Source organism: Microcoleus sp. N9_A1, from assembly GCF_036701795.1.
Lineage (GTDB): Bacteria > Cyanobacteriota > Cyanobacteriia > Cyanobacteriales > Microcoleaceae > Microcoleus.
The window spans coordinates 49,328-67,991 of sequence record NZ_JAUBRI010000012.1; the positions used below are offsets into that span (position 1 = coordinate 49,328).

Below are 18,664 nucleotides of genomic sequence, written 5' to 3' on the forward strand. Positions count from 1 at the left end.
TTTCTGGTGGAACAGGCATCTTGCCTGTTGGTTCCACAACAGATGAATTTTCTGGTGGAACAGGCATCTTGCCTGTTGGTTCCACAACAGATGAATTTTCTGGTGGAACAGGCATCTTGCCTGTTCCCAAACAAGTAATTGAGAATGGTGCAAGATATCAGTTTAAACAAAAGTCGGAAGTTGAAAGATACTCTGAATATTTCCAGCAGTTAATAAAGTACGTCGCTGCTAATATCGCCCGTTTTCCAGATTCAGAAGTTTGGCGTTATTTGGCGGCTTTTATTGCGAAAAATGTTAGTTTCCCAGCTTTGTATTTGAGCGAGGTTAATCTGCTCAATATATTGATTCAGCGAGCTGATATTGTGGAATTTCATTTGAAAAATATCGGCTGTCAAATAGAATGGAATTTTTCTCAGAGAGAACCTGAAAGAACTAAAATCAGAGTTGGCTTTTTGCTTGATAAAATTAGTGATGAATCCGAGACTCGTGCTGCAATTCCGAGTTTTGAATATTTAGACAGAAGCAAATTTGAAATTATCGTGTACTATTTCCAGGTACAAGACGAGCGACTGGGGAAATATTGCGAAAATTGCGCCGACAAACTGGTGCAACTGTCAGAAGATTTGCCAACTCAAGTCCGAGAAATTCGATCGCACGATTTAGATATTCTGCTAATCTGCACCAATACTACCGACACTTCTCAACCAAGCGCGCTGCTGTGCCTGCACCGACTAGCGCGGGTGCAAATAGCTACCGGTGCATCAACCCCCGCAACCACCGGCGCCCGAAATATCGATTATTTCATTGCCGGAGATTTGACATTGCCCGCAGGTGCAGCAGCAGAGTATCGCGAAAAATTAATTACTTTAAAAGGATCGGGAGTTTGTTTAAGCTATAGTGTAGGATCATCACCGGCCACAGTTGAACCGACTCGCAGCAGTTGGGGAGCCACCGACGAATCTGTAGTGTTCATGTCCGGCGCTCCAGCTTTTACAATTATCCCAGAATTGAGAGAAACTTGGGCAAAAATTATTGCGGCGGTACCAAATTCTCTTTTAGTTTTGTATCCCTTTAGTTCCCGCAATGAAAACTATCCGACGGTGCCTTTCTACAAAGAAATTCGATCGCTCTTTGCCGAATTGGGTATTGACAAAAAGCGCGTAGTTGTGATTAAAGCGCTGCCATCTCGCGCAGATTGCATAAAATGTCTGGAATTGGCTGATATATATTTAGACTCCTATCCATACAGCAGTGCCTGCTCCTTAGCAGAACCCCTGTTGGTGGGGTTGCCTGTAGTGGTAAGAAAAGGGCAAACAAGTCGATCGCGACAATCAGCCGCCGTGCTCGAAGAACTGCTACTTCCGGAACTGGTAGCAAACAGCCAGAACTCTTATTTAGAGATCTGCACAGCACTGGGAACCCACCCAGAACTGCGCCGACACTACCGCGATCGAATCCAGCAAAAAATGGCGGCAAACCCCAAATATCTCGACAGTCGCGCTTGCTCGACCCAACTGGGAACGCTCTTTGAAAGACTATTCCGAGAGTGAAGGAAGAAGGAAGTTCAGCAACTAAGGAGTGTACGGGATTTAACGGATGGATGTTGAGGGAAGAAGGAAGATGGCAGAAGTAAAGATTTTCCCACTCTCCCACTCTCGCATCCCGCTACCATGTATGAGACCCGCGGGGAACCCCTCGCTAGGCAGAGCGTCAATAAATAGACAGCAATAGCGCTAGCCCACTGACGGTCTGCTATCATCGGGGAATCGAGGGGTTAGTGGTTGTCGCTCTTTTCCTGCCACAGCTAAATTAAAAGGGGAAGCGCAAGTCAGTTGGAGATAAAAAAATGACAGGACTTTTTCAAATAGGCGATAAATTACTGCAAGCTCAGGATATGCCATCGCTCCTGAAGCGATACCAGTTAATGCCGCAATTCTTGCGCGGTGTAATAGTAGACCAAGCGATCGCATCCTTTAGTTGCAGCGACGAAGAACGCCAATCCGCCACCCTTGACTTTCTGGCACAACACCAACTGACAGCCCCCGAAGCTAAAGAAGCTTGGCTGCGCGGCCAAAACATGACGGAAGAAGAACTTCAAGAGATGGCCGTCAGGCCCTTGCTGATCGAAAAATTTAAGCAAGCCACTTGGAGACCTAAAGTAGATAATTATTTTTTAACCCGCAAAGCTAGCCTAGACCACGTAGTCTATTCCCTGGTACGCACCAAAAATCCAGCACTGGCAAACGAACTTTACTTTCGCATCCTGGAAGGGGAACAAAGCTTTGCCGAAGTGGCCCGCGACTTTTCCGAAGGCCCGGAGTCCAAGTCCGGGGGCTTGTTGGGCCCAGTACCGCTTTCGCAGCCTCACCCGGCAATCAGCAAACTTTTGTCCGTCAGCCAGCCAAATCAACTCTGGACGCCACGTCCTCTGGCAGAATGGATGGTAATTATTCGACTAGAAAAGTTCATGCCGGCCCAGCTCGATGAATCGATGCGGCTGCACTTGATTAACGAACTCTTTGAAAGCTGGCTCGCCGAACAGATCTCGCAAATAGGCCCGCTACAGCCCCTCTCCTCCGTGTCTTCAATATCATGACTTCTTCCGCTGTTTCCCTCTCCCAAATTCAGGATTTCCTAGCTAAAACACCTCCCTTTGACCGACTCTCAGAGACGGCTCTGTCAGCCTTGGTGGCTAAATGCCAACTCCTCGGCTACCGGACGGGGCAGCCTCTGTTTGAACGGGAAAAAATGCCGACTCAGGTGGCAATTATCTATCAAGGCCAGGCCCGGCTGCTGGGCTTTGACCAGCGCTCGCAGCGTCACGTAAGTTTGCGGTTGGTGCAGTCGAAGGAAATTCTTGGCTGGGCTGGCTTGCTCAGGGGAGTTCCGTGCGAAACCGCGATCGCCTCTACAGATGTGATTGCGATCGTCATACCTGCCGAAGATTTTCTGAGTGTAGTGGAAAAACAGCCGACCTTTGGAGAAGCCTTTCGCGAACACTGTTCCTTGAGCGAAGTATTTGAACTATTGAGCCTGGAATTGCAGCGCCAAGCGGACGGCACTTCCAATCTCAAGGAACTCACCCTGCAAGCTTGGCAAGACGCGACAGTTGTCAACGTACCAAACGGCAACAAAAAAACTCAAGACATCGCCAAAGAGCTAGATGCCGACCGCATTTGGCTAGTCAGCAGCGGCGTCTTAGGCGACTTTCCCACCGGCAGCCGCTTCTCTGCGGAAAACGCAGCCAAATCGTTAAAAGTAGAAGGCCGCCTCGGCGCGCGATTGGTCGGCTTCCGGGAACCCCCAGAACCCCAACCCGAAACAGAGTCATTAAATGGCACGCCAGATACAGTAGGCCCAGGACAGAATCCGCCCGGCGGAACATCGATCACGGTTATAGAGGCCCCAGATCGCCCCCCAGAACCCGACCAACCAAAGGATGCGGCGAGATACATAGTTTTCCGCGCCAAAGGGCAGATTGAAGCCCCGCTAGCTTGCTTCCAAATGTTGAGCAAGTATTTCGGCCTTAAATTTCGTCGAGATATCATCCGCAAAGTTCTAGAAAATCAGTTAAAAACCGCTGGTTCTATCAGTCTGCAAGCCTGCGGGGCGATCGCCCAAAGCATCGGCCTCACGCCCCAATTGGCGCAAGTGCCAGCAGAAGCCATCAACCGCATCAAAGCCCCCGTAATGATTAAATGGGAAGACAGCTTCGCCATTATTTACAGCATTACCGAACAAGAATTGGTGCTGGCGACACCCGAAAAAGGGTTGATGCGGAAGCGCATACCTCAGTTCAAAGAAATCTGGGGCGAACAGGGAGAAGTCCTGCTGCTGCAAGCTCCGCAAGTCGAGCAAAAAGAGCAGTTCAGCTTCTGGTGGTTTGTGCCGGCGCTGATGGAACACAAGACAGTGTTTTTTGAAGTGTTGCTCGCTTCGTTTTTTGTACAGTTATTTGGTCTTGCCAACCCATTAATCAGCCAAGTAATTATTGATAAAGTCTTAGGTCAGCGCAGCATTGACACCTTGGATATTTTGGGGGCATTTCTATTAGGTGTTGCTCTGTTTGAAGGACTGCTCAACGGTTTGCGTACCTTTTTGTTTATAGATACCTCAAACCGCATCGATGTCAAATTGAGTGCAGAAGTCATCGACCACTTACTCCGGCTGCCCCAAAATTACTTTGACAATCGGCGCGTGGGAGATTTGGTTTACAAATTCAGCATGATGGGCCAGATTCGGGAATTCATGACGAGTACAGCTTTGACAGTTGTTCTCGATGCAGTATTCTCGGTGGTCTACGTCGCCGTTATGCTCTCCTACAGCGTGCAGCTAACGTTTGTATCTTTGGCAGTGGTACCGATACTGGGGCTGATGATTGTTCTAATCAATCCGCTGGTGCTGCGCCTGATCAAACAGAGAAATATGCGTTTTGCTGACTCTCAATCTTATCTAGTGGAAGTAGTCAGCGGGATTCAAACTGTTAAGGCTCAAAATATTGAATTGAAATCCCGATGGGAGTGGTCTAGCCGCTACGCAAAATACATTACAGCCAGTTTTAAAACAATTATCACAGGAACTACAGCCGGTACGATTAGCGCCTTTTTAAATCAGGTGGGTAACTTAGCTCAGTTGTGGGTGGGAGCTTATTTGGTACTGGGAAATGAGATTACTTTGGGTCAGTTGATTGCTTTCCGAATTATTTCCGGGAACGTGACTGGTTCGCTGCTGCGTTTTGTGAGCGTGTGGCAGAGTTTCCAAGAAGTCTCAATGTCGATCGATATGCTTAAGGATGTGGTCGATACGCCGACGGAAACCAGCGAGGAAGACCGCAACAATATCCCGCTGCCCGCAATTCAAGGGCAGGTTACCTATGAGGAGGTTTCCTTCCGATTCCTGGAGAGCGGAGCCCTGCAATTGGCGAATGTGAATTTGGAATTTCCCCCTGGCAGTTTTGTGGGAATTGTGGGGGGAAGCGGTTCTGGTAAAAGTACGGCGATGAAACTGTTGCAGCGTCTTTATCCGCCGCTGTCGGGCAGGATTTTTATTGACGGCTATGACATTGCTAAGGTGGAACTTTACTCGCTCCGCAGCCAACTTGGGGTGGTGCTGCAAGATACTTTGCTGTTTAACTGCTCGGTACAGGAAAATATTGCTCTTAGTAATCCCGATGCGAGTACGGATGAGATTGTGCGAGCTGCAAAATTAGCGGTAGCTCACGATTTTATTATGGGCTTGCCTGCTGGTTACAACACCATAGTCGGAGAGCGGGGATCGTCGCTTTCTGGGGGTCAAAGGCAGCGTTTGGCGATCGCCCGCACGATTTTGCAAAACCCGAAACTGCTGATTTTGGACGAAGCTACAAGCGCCCTCGACTACCATTCCGAACGCCAAGTTTGCAATAACTTAGCAGAAGCTTTCGCCGGCCGCACGGTGTTTTTCATTACTCACCGCCTGACGACAATCCAAAACGCCGACATAATTATTATGATGGATCAAGGTTCGGTAGTCGAGCGGGGAACTCATAAAGAATTAATGGCTCTTAAAGGGCGTTACTACTGCCTCTTCCAACAACAAGAGTCATCGAATACCTGATATCTAACAACTCACAACTGATCACTAACGCTTAACAACTGAGAACTAACAAATGGCTATGAAATCGTTAATACTTTCTGAGCAACCAGTCATTCTCGAAAAACCAGCGATTTGGTCGCACTTGTTTTTGTGGATGATCATGCTGATGACCACTTCTGCTGTAGTTTGGGCTTATTTTGCTAGCGTAGAGCAAGCTGTCCCCGCTGTCGGCCAATTAGAGCTAAAAGATGGTGCTAGAGACATCCAAGCACCTGCTACAGGGGCGGTGGTGAGACTTCACGTTGAAAATGGCGATCGTGTGGAAAAAAACCAGCCTCTGCTCACTTTCAACCCCCTAGCACCCGCTGCCGATTTAACGTCGATCCAGAAAACTAAAGAAGCACTGGAAAAAGAAAATAAATTTTACGAAGATGTTGTAAGCGGCAAAGTTCAAGGCCCTATTCCTTCTAACCTAGAATCCACCATCAAGGACAGACAGAGCCTCGTTGCACAAAATCAAGTGCTGCAAGCTCTGATAGACGAGCTGTACCTCAACAGGGGATCGAGCGGAAATTTTGATTCAGCTCAGCAAGGACTGTATGTTAATTATCGATCGGAATTTCTCTCTCGCGTAGCCGCCGCCCAAGGTCAAGTTCAGGAGTTGGACAAACAACTGAAGCAAGCTGAGAATGCTGAAAAAGCCGCCGGCGCTCAAATGACAGTAGCACAGCAACAATTGGGTTTTGCTCAGAACCAATTAAATTATTCTCAACAGCAGTTAGCTTCTTCTCAAGAGCAAGTCAAATCAGCCCTGGCTCAAAAAGATTTGGCTGACGAACAGTTAGCAAAATCCCAACAAGTCTTGAAGTCTAATCAAGCCATTCTGGGCAGACTAGGCCCTCTGGTAGAGCAAGGAGCGATCGCAGAACTGCAAAAAGAAAAGCAAGAACAAGATGTTTTTAGAGGCCAAAGCGACGTTCTTAAACAGCAAGATCAAATCAAGCAGCGCGAAGGTGAAATCAACTCCCGCAAAGGCGAAATTAACACGCGCCGAGGCGAACTCAATACCCGCCGGGGTGAAATTAACGCCCGTCAAGGTGACATAGAAAAAATTACCGCAGAAGTAGAGCGCCAGCAAGGAGAGCAAGCGCGCATTCAGGAGTCTATCGCCCGCGCCCAAGAACAGTTAAAAAACACTAAGGATGCCTGGGCCAGAGAACTGTACACCAAAATTGCTGACAACGAAAAACAAATCGCCAGCAGCGATTCTCAACTTAGCCGCTTCAAAGTGGAAAACCTGAAAAAATTGTCCGAGGTAAATGCTCAGCTAGAAAAAGCGCAGCAAAACCGCGACACTCAAGTGCTGAAGTCTCCAGTATCGGGGGTAATCTTTGATTTGAAACCTTCTAAGAAGCAGGATGCGAAGTTGGATATAGCCAAAGATCCGATTTGCCAATCCATCATTAACTCAGTAATAAAGCCTGGGGACCCCCGCCCGAAACGCTGCGAAGAAGCTTATTATGAAGCGCAGCAAACTGAGAAGCTGCTCAAGGTTTTGGACGACGAAAACGGTTTGGAAGCAGTTGTTTACCTGGAAAACAGCAATGTCGCTCTGATATTGGATGCCATGAGACAAAAGCGCGATAAATTAGAGCAGTATCACGGCAAACAATTAGATGGAGAAAAGATTGACTGCGAAAAAGGTAAAAGCTGCGTTTGTCCTGAGAAGGAAGTTAATAGAGAGAAATTGGGTTTGACAAAATACCAATGCGTGCCTGTGGATGTGAATGTTGAAGCTTTTCCGGCCTTGGAGTTTGGTACTGCTGAGGGTGAAGTGAAAGAGATTAGCAAGGATGCTGAGCCTCCTACGGAACTGCGGAAATACTACGCTTTCAAAACCAAAATTAAGCTCAAGACTCAAAAGTTTGTTTTGAACAAGGGCAAGCCAAATCAACAGGAGGTTAACTTGCAGTCGGGAATGGCCGTAAGCTCTAATATCAATATCGGCAAGCGGACTGTTTTGCAGATGTTTATCAACCGATTTACTGGCAAACTGGATACGTTCAAGACTGTTAAGTAATGATTTAGGTAGGGTAGCCAGAAACCGGGTTTTTCACCCAGATACACGCCCACAACCATCAATTTACATAAAAACCCGGTTTCTTTAGTCTCAGAGTAGGGGTAGCCAGAAACCGGGTTTTTCACCCAGATACACGCCCACAACTATCAATTTACATAAAAACCCGGTTTCTTTAGTCTCAGAGTACGGAGTATTTAAGACCTATTAATATAAAATGGTGATGGCAATCGGTGCGATCGCACTTCCATGAAAAAATATATTTTATTCACCTTCTATCTAATTCCTCTTCTCCTGTTAATCGGATTTGTAGCGAATTTTAGCATAAACGTTCCCATCGATGACGAGTGGAGGTTAGCCACCCTGTTTGAGAAAATCGCTGCAGGAAATATAACTTTTAACGATTTTTGGGCCTTGCACAGCAATCACCGCATAGTGTTCCCGAAAATAATTATTGCGGTGGTGGCTTTTGCTTCTAGATGGAATATTAATTATCAGTTGTGTCTCAGCATAGGTTTGGCTGCGATAACTTTTATCGCTATGTACAAGTTATCCTCGATGCAAGTTAAGAAGATTTGGGATGATTTGTGGCATTTAGCTAATATTTTAACTTGTATTTTGGTTTTCTCTCTAGTTCAGTACGAAAACTGGCTTTGGGGATTTCAATTAGCGTGGTTTTTGGTAAATTTGTGTTTTGTAGCTGCGGTGTACGCGCTGGTTTCAAATCACAAATTCTTGCCTAATATTAGAATTTATATTGCTGCTGTATTTTGCTTTATTGCTAGTTTTTCGCTGGCTCAAGGCTTGCTATCTTGGTTGGCTGCGATTCCGGCTGTGATGGCTTTGGAGGGAAATGCAGCGCAGAAACGCAAAAGAGCGATCGCATGGACGCTGCTGTTTGGGGCAACTTGTGCTATTTACTCAATAGATTATCATCCTAGCCGGAAAACAAGTATTATTTCATTGTTAAATAAGCCGCTTGTGGTAATTGATTATTTTTTGAGTTTGTTGGGTTCGCCAATTGTGCGACTACCGGGAATTTCTGCATTTGTAGGATTGGTAATATTTGCAATTTTTGTATTTTTTTTATGGCATTTTGGCAAGAAGATTGTATCAACTGATTTAGAATTACGACTGGACGGGCAAGATGCCCGTCCCACAACTGATTTAGAATTGCTACATCTGGCTTTACCTTGGCGGTCAATAGGGTTATTTTCGGTTTTATCGGCTCTGTTTATTACGGCTGGTAGGGCAGAATTTGGGGCAATTCAGGCGATAGAATCGTCGAGATATACGACTAATTCGATTTTCCTGTTAATTGCTATAGTTCAGCTAGGACAATTGTTTGTTAGAGAAACAAAAGCTCTGTTCAAACTTAACTATAAATTTATTTATCGGGGATTTGCAGGGCTATTAATTGCTATAATTATTATTAACTCTCAGCAGGCGATCGCCCAAACTCGCTCGGCACTCCTTTACAAGCAAGGCGCTCAAGATTGTTTGCAGTTAATTAACTATTTGGAACCCTCTGAGTTTTTCAAGAATTCGCCGGAAAGCTGTTTGAGAGTGCTGAGTAAAAAAACTTGGCTGGTGAGAGAAGGTGCTACAATTCTCGATACAATAGGTTGGAGAAAGTTCGCAAAAAATGTAGAGTTTATTACTAATTCAGAGAAAGTTTACGGCTATTTAGACAAACCTCAAACGGGCGATAAATCTTTGACTGTTAAGAAAAAAGCAGCGGGTTGGGCGGTTTTGCCAGAAAATTTGAAACAACCGAATATTGTACTGCTATCTGTCGGCGACAAACAATCTTTTTTTGCTAACGCTTATGTAAATTTGGACAGTCCCGATATTGCTAAGACTTTGAAATCCCAGTTGTACAACAATGCGAGGTGGGCGGTTGATGTGTCGGGTGCCGATTGGGCGATCGCTCCTACAGATATCAAAGCTTGGGTGTATAATCCTGTTGACAACCAGTTTGTCCAGTTGCGCGGAGGATGAGGAGTGAAAATTTCTGTGATTATACCAGCCCACAACGAAGAGGGCTGTTTGTATGGTACTGTGCGGGCGATCGCCCTGACGCTCGATTTAGAAGGCATTCCGCACGAAATTTTGATTGTGAATGACAACAGTGTCGATCGAACAATTGACATTTGCCAGGAATTATCGCGGGAATTTCCCACAGTTAGATACATCAACAATCAGCCTCCCAACGGTTTTGGATTTGCCGTGCGACGGGGATTGGCAGAATTTGAGGGAGATGCGGCAGCAATTGTGATGGCGGATGCTTCCGACGATCCGATGGATTTGGTAGCAGGATACCGCAAGTTGCAAGAAGGATATGATTGCGTTTTCGGTTCCAGATTTATCAAAGGTGGCTTTATAGTTGATTATCCAATTCACAAGTTAGCAATTAACCGCTTAGCAAACTGGTTTGTCAAAAGTATTTTCGGCTTGCGGTACAGCGATGTCACCAATGCTTTTAAGATTTACCGCAGAGAAGTGATTGAAGGCGTGCAACCGATTTTGAGCCATCATTTTAATTTGACAGTGGAACTGCCTTTAAAAGCAATTGTCCGGGGTTTTTCCTATACGGTGATTCCTCTGAAGTGGTACAATCGGACTGCTGGTATTTCTAAGCTGAAAATCAAAGAGATGGGCAGCCGGTATTTATTTATTGTCTTGTATGTCTGGCTGGAAAAACATCTCTCTCGCGGCGACTACCACCGGACTAGAAAGATAGCAAAATTAAAAGTGAATGCCTGAAAGAATTTTAATTGTGGGCGGTGCGGGTTTTATCGGCAGTTGTTTGGCAATTGGCCTGAAGAAACTGCACCCGGAATGGCAAATAATTTGTTTAGATAACCTGCGTCGCCGGGGTTCAGAATTGAATTTGTCTCGGCTTAAAAGTTCCGGGATTCAGTTTGTTTACGGGGATATTCGCACGGCGGCGGATTTAGATCCAGTTGCACTCAATGCTGACTGCATTATAGATTGTGCTGCGGAGCCTTCTGTCCTGGCTGGTTTTAGTTCGCCTCAGTATGTTTTGCAGACGAATTTGCTGGGTACTGTGAATGTTTTGGAGTTGGCGAGACAGACTGGTGCGAGTTTGTTGTTTTTGTCTACGAGTCGGGTTTATCCGATCGCCAGCGTGAAATCTGTTAAGCTGTTGGAGTTGGATGAGAGATTTGCGATCGCCCCTGAGCAAACATTACCCGGTATATCCGAGTTGGGCATATCAGAAGACTTCCCATTAAAAGGACACCGTTCGCTTTACGGAGCAACTAAATTAGCTTCCGAATTACTGATTGAGGAATACAGGGAAGCATACAATTTGCCTGCAATTATTAACCGCTGCGGGTTAATTACTGGTGCTTGGCAAATGGGTAAAGTCGATCAGGGAGTTTGCGGTTTGTGGGTGGCGGCTCACTATTTTCAAAAGTCGCTGAGTTATATCGGTTTTGGTGGCAGTGGGAAGCAGGTTAGGGATTTACTGCACGTTGAAGATTTGTTGAGGTTAGTTAATTATCAGTTAGAACATTTTACTGAATTTGACGGCGAAGTTTTTAATGTAGGCGGCGGTTTGAGCAACAGTCTTTCTTTGGTTGAGACAACTGATTTGTGCCAAAAGATTACTGGAAAATCGATTTCAATTAATCCTGTTTTGGAGGAACGCGCGGGGGATATTCCGATTTTTATTACTGATTCTTCTAGGGTGATGGAGAAAACAGGATGGCGGCCTGTTATTGGGCCGGAGGCAGCTTTGCAGGATATTTATGATTGGATTGCTGCTAATGAGGTGGTTTTAAGTTCGATTTTGTAGGATTTTTTTTACCGCAGATGCAGGGGGATCAACGCGGATCAACGCCGATGTATCTCTCTGCCTGGATATGACTGGGAATGCCTCTCATGAGGATCTGCCTCTATTGTTTTTTTTCGATGCTTTAACAAACATTTGGCCTCCCAAAAGCCGCCACAAAAAAGGCAATTTTAAGTAAAGTTTTAAAAGCCCGGGCGACGTCGGTCTGCCTTTGGTCGAAAATGGCAAAAATCTGGGTATAATTAGGTCTATTTCAAAACCGACGGTTTGTAACAGTTCTTGCAGCGATAAGTGGGTAATTGGTAATTGATGATCGATAAAATCGTAATACTCTTTGAAAGAATATTTAAAATTTGGTTGGACAACTAAGAGAGAACCCCCTGGCTTAAGCGCCTCAAAGCAAAATGAGATAATTTGGATTAGTTCTTCTTTATTGCGGAGATGTTCAAAAAAGTTAGAGATAAATATCCGGTCAAATTCTTCGCTAAAAACAGGTTTATCGCCCAAATTCAAGACATCAATATTAAGTACCTGCACATCAGGATTTGCAAATAACTTTGAATCTGGATTGAGGTCAATCAAACATTTTTTTTCAGCCCGAATTTGATTTATAAACTCGCAGTAACCGCCGCCAATATCTAAAATTGCTGATTCGGGAGGAACATGATTTTGTAAAAAATCGTCAATTAAAACTTTCCAGAGTGCCACCTTCGCTTGTATTTGTCGCGAATCAAAGCGGTTGGCGTACAACTTTTTGAGATATGTGTCAGTTTTCATAGTAAAATAGCCTAGACTGAGTATGAGTTTATCACTTTCACAGCTAACTATGAATGTTATATCTACCGAAATACCGGAAGTTTTGATCATTGAGCCGAAAATTTTCGGAGACGATCGCGGTTTCTTTTTTGAGAGTTTTAATCACAAAGCTTTTGTCGAAAAAACAGGCGTGACTGCCGAATTTGTTCAAGACAATCATTCCAAATCCTCTAAAAATGTGCTGCGCGGTTTGCACTACCAAATGCAGCAGCCTCAAGGCAAATTGCTGCGGGTAGTTGCTGGCGAAATATTTGATGTAGCGGTGGATATTAGACAAAGTTCTCCGACTTTTGGGCAGTGGGTGGGGTGTTTGGTGAGTGCAGAAAATAAACGGCAATTTTGGGTGCCGGCGGGATTTGCTCACGGTTTTTTAGTGGTTTCGGAGACGGCTGAAGTTTTGTACAAAACGACAGATTATTATGCACCGGCACACGAGCGGTGTATCCTGTGGAATGACCCCGATTTGGCGATCGACTGGCCGCTAGATGGTGCCCAACCAATCTTATCAGCTAAAGACCAGGCTGGACAAACATTGAAAACAGCTCAAGTATTTTGATCATGAAAATTTTACTCGCAGGTGGTAGCGGACAGCTAGCTCAAGAATTGCAGCCGATTTTATTATCTTCGGGAGAGGTAATTGCGGTCGATCGCACTCGCCTCGATTTATCCCAACCGGAAAGCATCCGTCAAGCAATGGCTGAAATTAAACCGAATTTAGTCGTCAATGCAGGTGCTTATACTGCGGTAGATAAAGCGGAAAGCGAACCCGAATTAGCACACGCAGTCAACGGCCTTGCCCCGGGAATTTTTGCAGAAGAATGCGATAAACTGGGAGCAAGTTTGATTCACTTTTCCACTGATTACGTATTTGACGGTAGCAGCGGTTCTGCTTATCTGGAAACAGATTCTACGAACCCGCTGGGAACTTACGGCAAGTCCAAATTAGCAGGTGAGGAAGCAATTCGGAAAGCCGGAAACCGACATATTATTATTAGAACCGCGTGGGTTTACGGCAACGGCGGCAAAGGTAATTTTGTCAAAACCATGCTGAGGTTGGGAAAGGAAAGAGAAGAAATTCGAGTAGTAGCAGATCAGATCGGAAGTCCTACTTGGACGGGCGATTTAGCGGAGGCAATTTCCCAAATTATTCCTCTGCTTGGACAAGAAAGTTTTGGAACTTACCACTATACTAACAGCGGTGTTTGTAGTTGGTACGATTTTGCGATCGCCATTTTTGAGGAAGCAGCACAACTCGGCCTTCCCCTAAAAGTTCAGCGCGTAATTCCCATCACCACCGCCGAATATCCAACACCCGCAAAACGTCCGGCTTTTTCTGTCCTCTCTACGGTAAAAATATCAGCACTTCTAGGCACGTATCCTCCCCACTGGCGGCAAGGGCTCAGACAAATGCTGGTGAGAGAATTGAAGTGAAAAATTGAAAAGGCGAGAGGGCGGGTTTTGTTCAGAAATTGTCTGTTATATGCAAGGTTTCTCGGCTAAACTCGCCCCTACGAATAAAAATTATTTGTGTTTACTAATTCATGAAAGTCAAACAAAAATCTATTTTAATTGCCGCATCAGTTCTCGGCATTCTAATACCAGCGTCATATATTTTGTACTTGATATCGCAAGCTGGACACTTGTCTAACTTTGATTATTGGTGGATGACCTGGAATTTTTATTCAGTAGACGGTTTCTCTACAAATCCTTTGAATTGGATATTTCGGGCGAACGAGCATTTTGTCTTGATTCCGGCAATTATTTATGGCTTGAATATAGCTGTCACCCAAGGTTCAAATATTGGTTTGTGTTTAGTGGCCTGGTTCTTGGCTTGGATTCAGTGCCACGTATTAATTTCTCTGCTGCCGTTAAATTTGAGGCGTTTTCCGCTGCAATTTATCTCGCTACTCCTGTGCATTTCTATTTTTAATTTTACTCCGGCGGCGGCTCACAATTGGATGCGGGGATTCAGCGGCGTCCACTGGATCATTGCTAATTTATTTGTGATTTGTTCGATATTTTGTTTGCAATCCTATGTGACACTTTTGTCAAGTAAAAGGGAGGTGGAGCCTATGGATATTCATTCCCAGGCACAGCATGGGAATGAAGAATGGAAACAAAATAAGTGGGTAATTGGCAGCATTATTTTTGGCGTTTTAGGCTGTATTAGTTACAGCACTCCTTTAGCTTTGTGGCCGATATTGTGTGCTGCTGCTGTTGTGCTGCGGTTTCCTAGGCGAATAACTTATTTGTATTTCATTGCTTCGATTGCAGTGATTGGCATTTATTTTTTAACTTATAAAACTCCATCTCATCACCCTTCTTTAACTAAAATCAACCCGCTGAAAACTCTCGAATATATTCCCACTTATCTCGGCGGAATCTTTAGCGAAAATATTATTGTTGCTTCAATTATTGGTATAATTGGTTTGATGGCAGCGACGGGTTTTGTGGGTTATTGGCTATTTGTAAAAAAACTTGTGAAGCGTAGCTATCCCATAGGGAATCGCCTGGATTGGCTGCCTTGGCTATCAATCCAACTTTACACGCTGCAAACGGCGTTAATGGCCGCAGTTAGTCGATCGGGATTTGGAGTCGAACAAGCCACCGCTTCCCGCTACGGCACACTCCCAGCCTTGTTTTGGATGAGCACAATCGTCCTCACAGTGCTTGCTGTACGTGAGTTTCAGCCGACACCGAAAATTCAAGGACGTTGGCTGACACCGCTGTTTGCAGTCGCCACAGTCGCCGTGATTTTAATGTACGGGGTGGGAGGCGAAACTGCAATGGCGATCGCCCGCAGAGCAACCTATCAACCGTTAGTAGCATTATCACTCCAATTAGGCATCACCGACGTAACGCTAATTAAAGACCGCGTAGGCAACAAACCCGCCGCTTTTATCGGGTTAATCGACGCCTTAAAAACTAATAACTTAGTGCCATTTAACCGAGACATCAAAAAACACAATTTCTGTGCAGCATTAGACACAAAAATAGATCCAAATTTACTGTCAGCGCCAAAAGATGGAGTACCCGGATTTTTTGATACAGCCACCAAACTTGCACCAACAGCAGCGAGAGTAATTGGCTGGGTAGGAGACCCAGAAAACAATGTAAAATGTATTGCCCTTCTCAACCAAGAAAATGTCGTTCGAGGTTTTGCCATGTCAGGATTTCCGCGCCCAGATTTAGTTAAATTGTTTGGCCCTTCCTACGAATTCGCAGCTTGGAGAGGATACATTCAAACATCACCAACCGATAAATTATTGACAGCTTATGCCTCCTTTAAAAACCGCAAAGGTTGGGTAGCCTTGCGAAACTCCCAAGTTATCAATAAAAACTAAAAAACCTCTCTTTCTCATCCTCTGCGCCCTCTGCGCCCTCTGCGGTTAATAAAAAAATCTCATTTACAACACAAATGAAATAGAATAGCCCTATGCCAAAACATCTCAGCTTCGTAATCCCCGTTCACAACGAAGAAGCCACCCTCAAAGTGCTGTTTGAAAAAATCCAACTTGTCATGTTTCAAACAGAAATTGACAGTTACGAAGTCATTTTCATAGATGACGGTAGCCGCGATTATTCGTGGCAAGAAATCACCGATTTAGCCAGCCAACATCCCCAACTCATTAAAGCGATTAAAATGCGCCGCAACTTTGGCAAATCCGCCGCACTTTCAGCAGGATTTCGCAATGCAGCAGGGATAATTATCTTTACTCTCGATGCTGACCTTCAGGATGATCCCGCTGAAATTCCCAAATTTTTACATCATTTAGAATCGGGATTTGATTTAGTTTCTGGTTGGCGAAAACAGCGGAACGACCCGCTTTCTAAAACTTTACCTTCCAAGCTGTTTAATGCCGTTGCGTGTTTGCTGACTGGGGTGCAAATGCACGATATGAATTGCGGTTTTAAAGCGTATCGTAGGGAAGTTTTGCAGTCGATTAAATTGTACGGGGAATTGCACCGCTACATTCCAGCTTTAGCAAACAATTTAGGGTTTAAAATTGGCGAAGTTGTTGTGGAACATCATCCGCGCAAGCACGGAAAATCGAATTACGGCTGGGAACGTTATGCGCGGGGTTTTATTGATTTGTTGACGGTGTTAGCCACGACGCAGTATTTGCACAAACCGGGTCATTTGTTTGGGGGTTTGGGGCTGTGTTTTGGGTTGGTGGGAACTGTTTCGCTGAGTTATTTGATAGTTATTTGGTTTCTGAATTGGGCGGGGATGAATTTTGGGCCGATCGGGAATCGACCTTTGTTATTTTTTGGGATTTTGTGTACAATTCTGTCGGTGCAGTTGATTTCTTTGGGGATTTTAGCTGAGTTGATGGCGCGGAATGTGGATGCTGATTATGTGGACAAGCAAATTAGCGAAATTATTGATGATTCTGGTTTTGATATTTAACCGCAGATTAAGGCTGATTAACGCCTATAAATCGGATCTTGAAATTGCTTCTACATAAGCAAAGTCTGTCTCCGCAGACTAAGATAAAAGTCATATTTGGATTTAACAAGTTTTACCCATTACCTATTATCTAATTTTAAACAGTATCCATTTGCCTTCTTGCTCTACTATTTCTCCGTCAATATTTGGATGCCAATCGCTGCGAGTCAGGATATAATCGGCATGATAGTTTCTGGCTACTTTCACTAAATCCGCACTGCTGCGGTGGATAAAAAAGTCATTTCCTCCCCAAATCATTTGCGGGTTTAAGGGAACTCCTAAAACGGTTTCCATGCGAGTTTGCCATTCTTTGATGCCTTTTTCGGTAAAGGGAAAGTTCTTGAAATTCACGACAATCGCCCTTTCGGAGAAAAACTGAAAGTTGGTAACTGAAGGTGGGATTAATACGAGTGAATCGCGGTTGCTACTTTGCGAAAATCGCGCAGCTAATTTGCTTAAGTCGTCTCGGGGAACGGCATTGATATTAACTCTTGTTTGAAATACATTTAATATAGGTTTGGGCAGAATTCCTGCTATTCCAAAAACTAATGTGGCGGTAGTTATTAAGGCTAATGTGTGAGTTAGAGTCTGTTTTATAGATGTAGCTAGGGATGTTTCTTCTAAAATGAATGGGAAGGCGAGGATTGAGAAAAGGACGGGAATGCTAATTAGGCGATCGCCCATTATTTCCCATGAATCAGTCAGCGGATATATCAAGCTGAAAATTACCGTTCCTGCTGCTAAAATCCACAACAATATATTATATGGTTTGGGAAATACGTAATTTTTTGTTTGCCAAACTGATAATCCTAAGAAAATGATGCCCCTAAAAGGCAAAGTTAGTACAGCTAACAGCAACAAGCTAACAGCTATTTGTTTGTCTCTGTAAAGTCGCTCTACCGTCAAAGCAACAGCAATAAATATAATTAATTGAGCAAAAGGTACAGTTCTAGCTAACTGTAGTTTGGCGATAAAAGCCAAAGGGTAAACTTCTACAAATATGTAGTTCAGAAACAGTGCAAAAATCGATGTTCCAACAATTGTATAAAAATTAACTTTGTCTTTTTTTGGCAAAAGATCGGAATTTTTGATGCACAGCAAGCCACCAATTATGAAACATATAAAGTTGAACCAATTCCCGACATCCCAATTTGACGGGAGGATGTGGTGGGGGTTGCGGACTTTCGCGTGAATGTAGACAAACTCGGCGTTGTCGATAGTGTGAGTGCTGGTAGTACCTGTTAATAACATCGGTACGTAAACGATACTTGCCATTGCTGCTAAAAGTGCGATCGCCAAAATTAATGTTTTAAACTTCCGCTGTCTTACAGATTCAATAAATAAAACGGGAACCATCATCAATCCCGGCAACAAACCAACTAAAAATTGCAGCAAACAGCCCAGTCCAAAAAATAAATATCCTGTCAGCCATTTCTGGCACAAACTAAAGTAAATTCCCCAGATTACGAAACCCATTGCGAAGGTACTCGGTACTGATTTAGTGGAAAATATTAGCGTGTTGCCAACATCTGTAAATGAAGCGGCTATACATAAAAAGGCCATCGCTGCTGCAGGCAGTTTGGAATTAGTATAAATATTGATAATTGCGTAGCAAGCTAAGATAAATGAACCCAAGGCTATAAATTGATAAATAAAGTGCGCTAGGGGAATGCTGGTTCCTAAGTTGGCGAGCAAATAGATGATATAATAATAGTAATATCTCGGATTAAACTTAACCATTTCCTGAACGTAATAGTCATTTTTGTACAGTTCATGATTTAACATAAATTGAATGGGCGGCACTTCGGGGAAGTTGCCTCCAATCGGGAAAAGATAGCCTGTAGCCATCAGGGAACCGATGATGACAAAAGTATACAGAGATAGATTAAAATACCAGTGGGATTTTTGATGTTTTTGCATTGACGGT

At 44.4% G+C, this 18,664-nt stretch carries 13 protein-coding genes; 11 read left to right on the top strand and 2 right to left on the bottom strand.

Annotation, left to right across the window (positions count from 1 at the left end):
• The 7 genes from QUA58_RS08065 to QUA58_RS08095 all read left to right on the top strand — a co-directional run.
• Positions 1 to 1,550: O-linked N-acetylglucosamine transferase, SPINDLY family protein (locus QUA58_RS08065; RefSeq protein ID WP_445301867.1), on the top strand; the 1,550-nt coding region annotated here is incomplete at its 5' end.
• Positions 1,551 to 1,846: 296 nt separating this feature from the next.
• Positions 1,847 to 2,596, top strand: a complete 750-nt coding sequence (locus QUA58_RS08070) for a peptidylprolyl isomerase (protein ID WP_333251002.1) — start codon at positions 1,847 to 1,849, stop codon at positions 2,594 to 2,596.
• Positions 2,593 to 5,595, top strand: coding sequence for a peptidase domain-containing ABC transporter (locus QUA58_RS08075; RefSeq protein ID WP_333393585.1), 3,003 nt, complete (start codon positions 2,593 to 2,595; stop codon positions 5,593 to 5,595). The genes QUA58_RS08070 and QUA58_RS08075 overlap by 4 nt, the downstream gene beginning before the upstream one ends.
• Positions 5,596 to 5,653: 58 nt before the next feature.
• A complete protein-coding gene (locus tag QUA58_RS08080) occupies positions 5,654 to 7,654 on the top strand; it encodes a chromosome partitioning protein ParA (protein WP_333309695.1) in 2,001 nt (666 codons plus the stop codon).
• A gap of 246 nt (positions 7,655 to 7,900) precedes the next feature.
• Positions 7,901 to 9,652 carry a hypothetical protein gene (locus QUA58_RS08085; protein ID WP_333393589.1) on the top strand — a complete coding sequence of 584 codons (1,752 nt, stop codon included), beginning with the start codon at positions 7,901 to 7,903 and terminating at the stop codon, positions 9,650 to 9,652.
• Between the two features lie 3 nt (positions 9,653 to 9,655).
• Complete coding sequence (locus tag QUA58_RS08090) at positions 9,656 to 10,417, top strand: glycosyltransferase family 2 protein (protein WP_333393591.1); 762 nt, start codon at positions 9,656 to 9,658, stop codon at positions 10,415 to 10,417.
• Entirely contained in the window at positions 10,410 to 11,474 is a 1,065-nt protein-coding gene (locus QUA58_RS08095; protein ID WP_333393593.1) for an NAD-dependent epimerase/dehydratase family protein, read from the top strand. Before QUA58_RS08090 ends, QUA58_RS08095 begins: the two co-directional genes overlap by 8 nt.
• 84 nt (positions 11,475 to 11,558) lie before the next feature.
• Here QUA58_RS08095 and QUA58_RS08100 read toward each other — a convergent pair whose 3' ends face one another.
• Positions 11,559 to 12,248, bottom strand: coding sequence for a methyltransferase domain-containing protein (locus QUA58_RS08100; RefSeq protein ID WP_333393594.1), 690 nt, complete (start codon positions 12,246 to 12,248; stop codon positions 11,559 to 11,561).
• 49 nt (positions 12,249 to 12,297) lie between these two features.
• On the opposite strand from QUA58_RS08100, the gene rfbC reads away from it, so the two are divergent.
• The 4 genes from rfbC (at position 12,298) to QUA58_RS08120 (ending at position 16,698) form a co-directional block, all read left to right on the top strand.
• Positions 12,298 to 12,843 (top strand): dTDP-4-dehydrorhamnose 3,5-epimerase, encoded by a 546-nt coding sequence (rfbC, locus tag QUA58_RS08105; protein WP_333393596.1) that lies wholly within the window; start codon positions 12,298 to 12,300, stop codon positions 12,841 to 12,843.
• Positions 12,844 to 12,845: 2 nt separating this feature from the next.
• The gene (gene rfbD / locus QUA58_RS08110) at positions 12,846 to 13,718 is read left to right on the top strand and encodes a dTDP-4-dehydrorhamnose reductase (RefSeq protein ID WP_333250981.1); all 873 of its coding nucleotides are present in this window, start codon (positions 12,846 to 12,848) and stop codon (positions 13,716 to 13,718) included.
• Between the two features lie 110 nt (positions 13,719 to 13,828).
• On the top strand, positions 13,829 to 15,631 hold the full coding sequence (locus QUA58_RS08115; RefSeq protein WP_333250980.1) for a hypothetical protein: 1,803 nt from the start codon (positions 13,829 to 13,831) through the stop codon (positions 15,629 to 15,631).
• A gap of 92 nt (positions 15,632 to 15,723) precedes the next feature.
• On the top strand, positions 15,724 to 16,698 hold the full coding sequence (locus QUA58_RS08120; protein ID WP_333393597.1) for a glycosyltransferase family 2 protein: 975 nt from the start codon (positions 15,724 to 15,726) through the stop codon (positions 16,696 to 16,698).
• 126 nt (positions 16,699 to 16,824) lie between these two features.
• Here the strand turns inward: QUA58_RS08120 and QUA58_RS08125 are convergent, their stop codons facing one another.
• Complete coding sequence (locus QUA58_RS08125) at positions 16,825 to 18,657, bottom strand: DUF6798 domain-containing protein (protein WP_333393599.1); 1,833 nt, start codon at positions 18,655 to 18,657, stop codon at positions 16,825 to 16,827.
• Between the last annotated feature and the right edge of the window lie 7 nt (positions 18,658 to 18,664).